8 protein-coding genes are annotated in these 9,546 nt (G+C 34.9%); 5 read left to right on the top strand and 3 right to left on the bottom strand.

Translation table 11 applies throughout. The features are described from left to right. On the bottom strand, nucleotides 1-3,148 hold a 3,148-nt coding region (locus tag AB8B65_RS14300; protein WP_405301839.1), incomplete at its 3' end, for a PKD domain-containing protein. 10 nt (nucleotides 3,149-3,158) lie between these two features. After that, nucleotides 3,159-3,566 (bottom strand): hypothetical protein, encoded by a 408-nt coding sequence (locus AB8B65_RS14295; protein WP_405301838.1) that lies wholly within the window; start codon nucleotides 3,564-3,566, stop codon nucleotides 3,159-3,161. Nucleotides 3,567-3,953: 387 nt separating this feature from the next. Here AB8B65_RS14295 and folE point away from each other — a divergent pair, with 387 nt between their 5' ends. From folE to AB8B65_RS14270, 5 genes are all read left to right on the top strand, one after another. Continuing rightward, the gene (folE, locus tag AB8B65_RS14290) at nucleotides 3,954-4,634 is read left to right on the top strand and encodes a GTP cyclohydrolase I FolE (RefSeq protein ID WP_405301837.1); all 681 of its coding nucleotides are present in this window, start codon (nucleotides 3,954-3,956) and stop codon (nucleotides 4,632-4,634) included. Between the two features lie 25 nt (nucleotides 4,635-4,659). Next, on the top strand, nucleotides 4,660-6,144 hold the full coding sequence (gene cysS / locus AB8B65_RS14285; RefSeq protein WP_405301836.1) for a cysteine--tRNA ligase: 1,485 nt from the start codon (nucleotides 4,660-4,662) through the stop codon (nucleotides 6,142-6,144). Between the two features lie 21 nt (nucleotides 6,145-6,165). After that, nucleotides 6,166-6,411, top strand: coding sequence for a membrane protein insertion efficiency factor YidD (gene yidD / locus AB8B65_RS14280; protein WP_405301841.1), 246 nt, complete (start codon nucleotides 6,166-6,168; stop codon nucleotides 6,409-6,411). 147 nt (nucleotides 6,412-6,558) lie between these two features. Continuing rightward, entirely contained in the window at nucleotides 6,559-7,428 is an 870-nt protein-coding gene (lgt, locus tag AB8B65_RS14275; protein ID WP_405301834.1) for a prolipoprotein diacylglyceryl transferase, read from the top strand. Beyond that, the gene (locus tag AB8B65_RS14270) at nucleotides 7,428-7,907 is read left to right on the top strand and encodes a DUF192 domain-containing protein (protein ID WP_405301833.1); all 480 of its coding nucleotides are present in this window, start codon (nucleotides 7,428-7,430) and stop codon (nucleotides 7,905-7,907) included. The genes lgt and AB8B65_RS14270 overlap by 1 nt, the downstream gene beginning before the upstream one ends. 416 nt (nucleotides 7,908-8,323) lie before the next feature. Here the strand turns inward: AB8B65_RS14270 and secF are convergent. Continuing rightward, the coding region (gene secF / locus AB8B65_RS14265) for a protein translocase subunit SecF (protein ID WP_405301832.1) at nucleotides 8,324-9,546 on the bottom strand (1,223 nt) is incomplete at its 5' end.

Below are 9,546 nucleotides of genomic sequence, written 5' to 3'. Positions count from 1 at the left end.
CTTCTGCCATTGTCTCATAATAGGTAATGGTCATAGCATCTGTAGAAGTTTGACCTGTTAAAATTTCAGTATCAGCTTCTGTCAAAATAAAACCGACAAGTCCATCCGTATCATCATCACATTCTTCCAAAGGTGTTAGCGTAACTACCACAGGTAATGGGTTTACAGTAACGTCAAAACTTAAAGTAGTACTACATGTATTCATTGGATCAGTACTAGTAACACTTACAAATATTGTATCAGTATCTGTTGTCCCTGTATTTGTGTATGTAGTTGGTAATGGGTTTATATTAGCATCTGCATCTGATTGAGTTTCGTGGAAGTTAATGTCTACATCTGCTGGGTCTTGCGTCCCTAGAATTATAGCTTCTTGTGTTAAAAAGTCAAAAACTTCCACTCCATCGTTAGAAGCATCGTCACAAACCACCATATTTGCAGGTTGTACTGCTGTTGGTTGGTAATCAACTTTTATTTGAAAGCTTGTCGTATCTACACATGTTGCATCATTAACATTCACAATACGCACAAAGATTGGCTCAGTGTCAGTAGCGTTATTGTACGGACTCGGCAATGGATTTGCTCCTGAATCAGCTTCAGTTTGAGAAGAGTGATATGTAACGTCAAATAGCATTGAATCTTGTGTCCCTAACACTTGAATATCTAACGCATCCAAATCAAAAGACTCAGTTTCATCATTCGAATCATCGTCACAAACTGTAATATTTGCAACAGGATTTGCTATTGGTAATGCATTTAATATAACATTGAACTGTGTTGTTGACACACAGTTTGTAGTATTATCTTCAACTCTTACAACAATTAAGTCACTCGGAGTTGTATTTGGATACGGTGAAGTTAAAGGAGTTACATTTGCATCAGCATCAGCTTGACTCCCGTGAAAACTAATTGTAAAATCATTCGGATCTTGTGTTCCTAAAATGATTGAAACTTGTGCTGCTATATCAAAATTTTCTGTTCCATCATTTGAAGGATCATCACAGGTAACTAGATCAGCAGCAGCTATTAATGTCGGTTCAGCATTTAAGACTAAGTTAAATGAGGTTATTGCAAAACAGGTTGCACTGTTATTGTCTTGAACTCTTACAAATATATCATCTGTAGGCACTGTTCCATTGTCGTGTAAACATGCTAGCGGATTTGCATTGTTGTCTGCATCCGCTTGTGTATCATGATAAGTTACTGTGTAATCTGCTGGGTCTTGTGTTCCTAAGACTAAATCTGTTTGTTGACATAGTTCAAATTCTTCAACACCATCGTTTCCAATATCACAAAGTACAATATCTGGAACTACATTTGCAGTAGGACTTCCTATATTTAAAGTAAAAGAGTCTGTTTGGAAACAGTCAATTGCTGTCGTTCCTGTGTATGATATTCTTATAAATATTTCTTCACCGTCACTACCAGAGTATGCCTGTGCTTGTGCAAGTGTCAAAGCTCCTACTCCTGCATCGGCATCTGCTTGTGACAAGTGATAGGTAACTTCCATATCGGTAGTATCAGCAATTGGAGCTAATACTTGTGCTGTATTTACAGTAAGATCAAATACTTCTGTAGTATTTGCAGAACATACCGATAAATTTGAAGCTGGTGCATTGTTCATTTCTGGAGTTACATCAATACAAACTGTTTCTGTGTATGTACATCCTAAATCATCCGTAGCTTCATACGTATAACAGTGTTGTCCTGGTGTTGTTGGTTGCACTGTAATTACATTACCCGTTGTATCTGTTATAGAAGCATCTGCTTGCCATCCTTCTGATTCAATTACAGGTGTAAATGATTCATCTCCTGGTAAAATGGCTGGATCAAAGTCTAGTTTCCAGTTAAATATAAATCCGTTATCAACATTAAGGTTGTCAGTAACTCTAATAGTCCAGTTTCCGTTCAATGGACTTCCGATAAGATCATCAAATCCATTTGGATCTACAGGAAGATACGTATCTGGCACAAAAGCATTTCCTGTTCCTAAATTGGTTGTTGGTCCGTCATCTAAATTTACAGTTCCTGTTAACGCAAAACAATACTCTGCTCCCACTCCTGGATCAGTAGATCCATCATCATTGGCAGCTCCAAGATATGTTCCTCCTCCAATATTAGGAAAATCTAGTAATACTGCTTCTTGTCCATTTGGACTAACGATTACAATTTCTAAATCACCTGTAAAAGAGTGCTCAATATTTAAACATACCTGTAATAAATCTGTTCCAGAGGTTATTACTTGATCTGATTCAAAACAATCTACAGGAATAGAAGTTTCATAAGAAACTCCACTTCCATCTGGTAAAAATGTTTCTCCACTTACAGGTGGCGTACATTCTACAATAAATGGTACTGCATTAACAATTCCTGGAATTGTAGTATCATCACCAAAACATATAATAGGATCTGCAGGTTCCGTTCCTGTAAAGTCGGGTGTTGTAGAAACACGGACTACTTGATTGATTGAGTTATTATTGGTACAGTTATTTGTGTCTGTCACAGTTAAATTAACAATATATGCTCCTGGGTTTGGATAGGTATGCGTAACAGATTCTCCATTAGCCGAATTTCCATCACCAAAATCCCATTGGTATTGTGCGCCTGTACCATCAGAAGAAAACGTTGCACTTCCGTTAAAGGTTACAGTATCGCCTTGGCATATTTCTATGATATTATTTCCATCTGCCGCAGGTACGGAAGAATCTAATTGTGAATTGATTGTTTGACATGGTGTTATACATGAAATATCTGCTGCCCAACCAATGTTGACTCCAGCATCATCCGACATAAATTCTATCGTAAGACATCCTGAAATGTTAGCGTTTGTAGCGACTACAATCCCTGGACTTGCCGTTCCTGTATAGATTCCAAATTGAGGTGCTGTCACATCATCACCATTATAGATAATCATATTATCTGACATATTTTGCACACCAAATGAGGTAAAGTCTAATTGCACTTTATCACCTGGATTCGCAGGGCATATCGTCATGACAAAATTTTCATTGTTTGAATATTGTCCTGCTCCGCCACCTCCTGTATCAAGAAAAGTACCTTGACATATTGTAAAAGTACCATTTTCGATAATAATATCTTGTCCGAAACAGAATATAGGCACAATGAGTAATAAGAGAACTATTTTTTTCATCTCTAAATATTTAGTTTTGTAGTTTAGGTTGAGGTTGAATAATTAATAGGTATTCAGTATTGTCAATTCTATAAGCTCTGGTTGCTATGTCGAAGAATTGAATATTGTATTTTAAGGGATTGAATGTTGCTTTGTTAAAACCATCATGCTTTAGGTTTTTGTTGTATGTAGTCAACATTCCTTCAGCCGTAATATTAGGACTTTCTTTCCCTCTAATTTTAGGTTGCTTCACAATTTTCATTCGCTCCACAATAAGCTTTCGTAATGTTTGGTATCGTTGTTTGTTAGAGAAGATCAATTTCTGAGCTTGATCTCCGTAAACTTCCTTGATGAAGTTATCTACTTGATGTTCCTTAAATTTATAAGTCTCATTTTTAGTTTGTGCATTCATACAAAGCCCTAAAAATAAGAACATCATACATACATAAATTTTACGCATAATAGTCATGGTTGTGTGCTGATATTTATTAATTTGAAATGAAGCTACTTTTAGTTTCCTAAAAAGAACACTTCTTTTTTCTTTACATTATATATAACAACAAGGTCTATAAAAATCCGACATTGTGTTAAAAAAATTATTTAGAATCGCGGAAAATTAAGAAAATTTTGTGATATACATAGTTCTTTAACACATTTATTTACGGCACGTTCAGCCAAATCATATACAATATTTAATTATCTTTGCTGTCTTGTTAAATTTTGAAAAAAATAGAGTTTCAAATCTTTGATATACCCAAGGTTTATTTTGCGTCGTATTATTAATGATTTGTACTACATTTTTTAAATATAAAGAAATACAGAATCAATGAAAATAGATAAAGCGCTTGAAGAAGAAATACAAGCTTTAGGAGACGATCACATCATGACTTCTTATGATACTCCATTACGTAAAGACGCTTTTGAACTTAGTGATGAAGACAAAATAGCAAGCATTAAAAAAGATGTTGCTCATATTATGGAAACTTTAGGTTTAGATATGACGGACGACAGCCTTAAAGGAACTCCAAATAGAGTTGCTAAAATGTTTGTGAACGAAATTTTTGGCGGATTGCATCCCGATAGAAAACCAAAAGCTTCTACATTTGACAATAAGTATAAGTATAATGAAATGTTAGTAGAGAAAAACATCGTTGTCTACTCTACTTGCGAACATCATTTACTTCCTATTGTTGGTAGAGCACATATTGCCTATATTTCTAACGGAACTGTGGTAGGACTTTCAAAAATGAATCGCGTGGTTGATTATTACGCAAAACGACCACAAGTTCAAGAACGTTTAACGATTCAAGTAGTAAAAGAATTGCAAAAAGTACTTGGAACCGAAGATGTTGCCTGTGTAATTGACGCTAAACACTTATGTGTAAACTCTCGCGGAATCAGAGACATAGAAAGCAGTACTGTAACCGCAGAATTTGGCGGAAAATTTAAAAATGAAAAAACACGCTTAGAATTCCTAGATTATATTAAATTAGATACAAAATTTTAAAATAACATCTTTTTTATCATTTACCATGAAATTATATCAAGAACAAGAACTGAAAATATACAATTCCCTCACAAACCAAAAAGAAGTTTTTAAACCTATTAATGAAGGTCATGTTGGAATGTATGTATGTGGTCCTACCGTGTATAGCAATGTGCATTTAGGAAACGTACGCACGTTTATGTCATTCGATATGATTTTTAGGTATTTAACGCATTTAGGCTTTAAAGTACGGTATGTGCGAAATATTACCGATGCCGGTCATTTGGAAAATGATGCCGATGTTGGTGAAGATCGAATTGCCAAAAAAGCACGTTTGGAAGAACTAGAACCAATGGAAATTGTACAACGTTATACTGTTGACTTCCACACAATTCTACAAAAATTCAATTTTCATCCGCCAAGTATTGAACCAACAGCAACAGGACATATTATTGAGCAAATAGAAATTGTAAAAGATATTCTTAATAAAGGACTTGCCTACGAAGTAAATGGCTCTGTATATTTTGACGTTCATAAATTCAATGAAACGCACGATTACGGAAAACTAAGCAAACGTAATTTAGAAGATTTAGTTCATAATACACGCGTATTAGATGGACAAAGCGATAAAAAGAATCCGCAAGATTTTGCCCTCTGGAAAAAAGCAGAACCAACTCACATCATGCGCTGGCCTTCACCTTGGAGTGATGGTTTTCCAGGTTGGCACCTAGAATGTACAGCCATGAGTACAAAATACTTAGGCGATCAGTTTGATATTCACGGTGGCGGAATGGATTTAAAGTTTCCACATCACGAATGTGAAATTGCTCAAAATGAAGCTTCCAAAGGAAAAACACCTGTAAATTATTGGATGCATGCCAATATGCTGACGTTGAATAAAAAGAAAATGGCAAAATCAACGGGAAATAACATTCTTCCTGCTGAAATTTTCTCTGGAAACAGTGAACATCTTTCAAAAGGATTCGCGCCAAGCGTAGCCCGTTTTTTTATGATGCAAGCACATTACCGAAGCATTCTTGACTTTAGTAATGACGCGTTGTTAGCTTCCGAAAAAGGTTTCTATAAGCTGATGGAAGCTATGAAAACGCTAGATAGTTTGCAGCCTGTGGGCGATAAAACTAGTTTTAATTTTGAGGTTTGGAAACGCAATTGCTACACTGCACTAAATGACGATTTTAATACGCCAATTTTAATTGCCGATTTGTTTGAAGCTGTCAAATATATCAATCAGCTGAAAGATGGAAAAGCGACAATTTTACCAGAAACACTAGCGGAACTTAAAAAATACATGCATGCATTTGTATTTGACATTTTAGGTTTAGAGCAGCAAAACGGTTCGTCTGATGATGGTGATGCACTTTCTGGAGTTGTTGAATTGCTGATTAAGATGCGAAACGAAGCACGCACAAACAAAGATTTTGCGATGTCTGATAAAATTCGTGACGAATTATTAGCCTTAGGCATTCAGCTGAAAGATGGAAAAGAAGGCACATCGTTTTCGGTTTCCTAAGTTTGGTTAAAAAAGATCGCTATTAAAAAGATACTCACATATCCTTTTTTACTCATCATCCGTTTTTACCAAGCGGCAATTTCACCGTACACACCTGCGGCTTGTCGTTACACACCAACCTGTTCGCATTATGCTGCGGAGGCATTGAAAAAACACGGTTTGTTTCGTGGTGGCAGATTAGCACTCAAACGAATTTTTAGCTGTCATCCGTATGGCGGAAGTGGTTATGATCCTGTTCCGGATGATGTAACGAAAAAGAAGAAATAAATTCAATATTAAACTTCGATTCAACTTTGAGTTCATCCATACGACTTCTTAAAATTGAGTTTCCGTTAAATAACATTCCTTTACCATTTGTATTCTTTGATTTCCGTTTGGTTTGTCTATATTTACACTTTATAAACTATACCTTTTATGCACCTACTAAGTATCAACTGGAATCCTAGTGAAGTTTTATTGAATATAGGTCCGATTGAAATCCGATATTACAGCTTAATGTTTATTATTGCGTTTAGCTTAGGATATTATATCACCAAAAAGATTTACGACAATGAAGGCATTGAAATAAAGTACTTAGATTCTTTGTTTATGTATGCGGTAATTGCAACCTTATTAGGCGCGCGTTTGGGTGAAGTATTCTTTTACAATTGGCCTTACTACCAAAATCATTTGATAGAAATTTTACTTCCTATCAAAGCAGATGCAAACGCCACTTTATTTGGTTTTATAGAAGGTTATAAATTTACTGGTTTCGCAGGATTGGCAAGTCACGGAGCTGCGATCGGAATTATTGTTGCCATGTATTTATACAGAAGAAAATATCCCTATAAAAGTTTACTTTGGATTTTAGACCGAATCGTAATTGCAGTCGCTATTGGTGGTGTTTTTGTACGAATAGGAAACTTTTTTAATTCTGAAATTCTTGGAAAAGCGACTAACTCTGATTTTGGCGTTATTTTTCAAGCGAAAGGCGAAGATTTTCCACGACATCCGGCACAATTGTATGAAGCATTTTGCTATGTTTTTGTATTTGCTATTTTATATTATACGTACTGGAAAACAAATAAAAAAGACAAACAAGGATATATTTTTGGACTGTTTTTAGTATTACTTTGGACGGTTCGTTTCTTTGTAGAATTCGTAAAGAAAGCACAAATAGAAGCACGTGAAGAATGGTTACTACTTACAGGACAATGGCTAAGTATTCCTTTTATTATCGCCGGATTCTATTTTATGTTCCGAGAAACTAAAAATACAGACACGAATAAATCAACAGCTTCCTAATGAAAAAATTACTCTTATTATTTTGTGTTGCAATAACGTTTGTTTCTTGTGGAGAATCGGATAGCAACAAAACGGTTAAAACAGTTGAGGTTGGGTTTACGAAAGAAGGTGAATTAACCTTAGCAAAAGCTAATGGAGAAGATATTATCACACTCGATATAGAGTTTTCAGAAAGCGTATATGAACGTGAAACTGGACTTATGTACCGCCAGTCTATGAAAGACACAGAAGGAATGCTTTTTGTATTCCCAACTTTGTTTCCGAGAAGCTTTTACATGAAAAACACGTACATTCCTTTAGATATTATCTATTTGGATGACAATAAAAAAATAGTAAGTTTTCAAGAAAATGCAAAGCCTTTAGATGAAGCCGGATTGCCTTCTGAAGTTCCTGCAATGTATGTACTGGAAGTAAATGCTGGTTTAGCTGAAAAATGGCTGCTTGAAATTGGCGATACGATTACGTTTGTAAAGTTTTAAATAACCAAAATTCTAATATTATAAATACGCTTTAAGGCTTCTTCTCTATTTGATTTCATTTGAATGAAAAGAGCTGTTTCCCCGTAAAATTAAATTGATATTACTTAGTACTTTTGCAATTATTGGCGTTTCTGTTATAAGAATGAGCTAACTTCTTTTGCTCTATCATTCATTTTAGCTATATCATACAATCTATACTTTATTCATACGTTTTTCCTAACTTCACTAGAAAAAAATAGCGCTTAACAACTGTTAGAATTAGCTTGAAAAGACGCTGATGAATACTTCAATCTGCTCTGAATCGTATTATTTCGATTTGATTCAAATTCACACACAACAACTTATACAAACAAAAAAAACGCTACTCATTACGAGCAGCGTTTTTCTATATTGAATAAAGAGTGAATCTATACTGATTACGCTTCTTTTTCTTCTTCTAATCCTTTGTTGATATCACCTTTTCTGATGGTATCATACATAATTGGAGTTGCAATAAACATAGATGAGTATGTACCTACAATTACACCAATAATTAAGGCGAACATGAATCCTCTAATAGATTCTCCACCGAAAATAAAGATCGCTAATAATACGACCAATGTAGTTAACGATGTATTTAAGATTCTACTTAATGTACTGTTTAAGGCTGCATTTACAACTTTGCTAAATTTCCAATTTGCGTTTTCGTTCATAAACTCACGAATTCTATCAAATACGACCACGGTATCATTCAGCGAGTATCCAATTACGGTCAAAATTGCCGCAATGAATGCTTGGTTGATTTCCATTGTAAATGGTAAATATTTCCATGCTAATGAGAAGATACCTAATACGATTAATACATCGTGGAATACGGCAGCAACTGCTCCAAGAGAGAATTGCCATCTTCTGAATCGTAATAAGATGTATAAGAACACCACTACTAACGAACCTAATACTGCCCAGAATGAATCTTTTTTGATATCATCCGCAATCGTTGGTCCAACTTTGATTGATTGCATGATTCCGACTTGTTTGTCTTCTGCTCCATCAACAAATCTTTCTAAAGTCATATCATTTGGTAAGAATGATTTTAAACCATTAAATAGATTTTCTTTGATTTCATCATCAACTTCAGTTCCTGTTTCGTTTACTTTATATTTTGTCGTAATTTTTAACTGATTGTCTTCACCAAATGTTTTCACTTCCGGAGAAACTACAGTACCATCTACTACAAATTGTTTTTCTAATTCAGTTTTTACTGCTTGAGGACTTGTAGTTCCTTCAAAACGTACTTGGTATGAACGTCCACCAACAAAGTCAACACCTTGGTTTAATTGATTTCCTAAAATGATAGATCCTAAACCTACTAAGATCACTGCTCCAGAAATGATATATGCTACTTTACGCTTTTTTAAGAACTCAACAGTATTGTTTCTGAATAAGTTTTTCGTTGCTCCTGTAGAGAAAGCTAATGTATTTCCTTTTTCAATATACCAGTCAATTAGTAAACGTGTAATGAAGATTGCCGTAAATAATGACGTGAAAATACCGATTAATAACGTAGTTGCAAACCCTTTAATTGGTCCTGTTCCGAATAGGAATAAGATTAACGCCGTTAACCCTGTTGTAATGTTCGCATCTAAGATAGAAGACATAG

The sequence above is a fragment of the Kordia sp. genome (genome assembly GCF_045105435.1).
Taxonomy (GTDB): domain Bacteria; phylum Bacteroidota; class Bacteroidia; order Flavobacteriales; family Flavobacteriaceae; genus Kordia.
This window is presented reverse-complemented; position numbering and strand designations above follow the sequence as displayed.

What these genes read in the sequence shown, in the direction of transcription:
- AB8B65_RS14295 (WP_405301838.1), bottom strand. Translation starts at nt 3,566, where the DNA reads ATGATGTTCTTATTTTTAGGGCTTTGTATGAATGCACAAACTAAAAAT.
- folE (WP_405301837.1), top strand. Translation starts at nt 3,954, where the DNA reads ATGAAAATAGATAAAGCGCTTGAAGAAGAAATACAAGCTTTAGGAGAC.
- cysS (WP_405301836.1), top strand. Translation starts at nt 4,660, where the DNA reads ATGAAATTATATCAAGAACAAGAACTGAAAATATACAATTCCCTCACA.
- lgt (WP_405301834.1), top strand. Translation starts at nt 6,559, where the DNA reads ATGCACCTACTAAGTATCAACTGGAATCCTAGTGAAGTTTTATTGAAT.
- AB8B65_RS14270 (WP_405301833.1), top strand. Translation starts at nt 7,428, where the DNA reads ATGAAAAAATTACTCTTATTATTTTGTGTTGCAATAACGTTTGTTTCT.